The sequence below is a fragment of the Paenimyroides tangerinum genome (genome assembly GCF_003865405.1).
GTDB classification, from domain to species: Bacteria; Bacteroidota; Bacteroidia; order Flavobacteriales; family Flavobacteriaceae; genus Flavobacterium; species Flavobacterium tangerinum.
Window position 1 is genome coordinate 1 of the sequence record NZ_RQVQ01000030.1, and the last position, 230, is coordinate 230.

General features: G+C 49.6%; 1 tRNA gene. It reads right to left on the reverse strand.

What is annotated here, in order from left to right:
• Positions 1–82: 82 nt before the first annotated feature.
• A tRNA-Arg gene (locus EG240_RS12005) sits at positions 83–156 on the reverse strand.
• Positions 157–230 lie beyond the last annotated feature (74 nt).

Consider the following 230-nt stretch of genomic DNA (forward strand, 5'->3'; position numbering starts at 1 on the left):
GGCGACCCGTAAAGGTCGACAGATTAGCAATCTGCTCCATTACCGCTCTGGCACCTCTCCTAAATTCAATAAATAAATTTTGTGACCCAATCAGGATTCGAACCTGAGACCTACTGCTTAGAAGGCAGTTGCTCTATCCAGCTGAGCTATTGGGCCTAACCTAACATTAAGCTATTTTGTCGGGGTGGCAGGATTCGAACCTGCGACCTCCTGCTCCCAAAGCAGGCGCG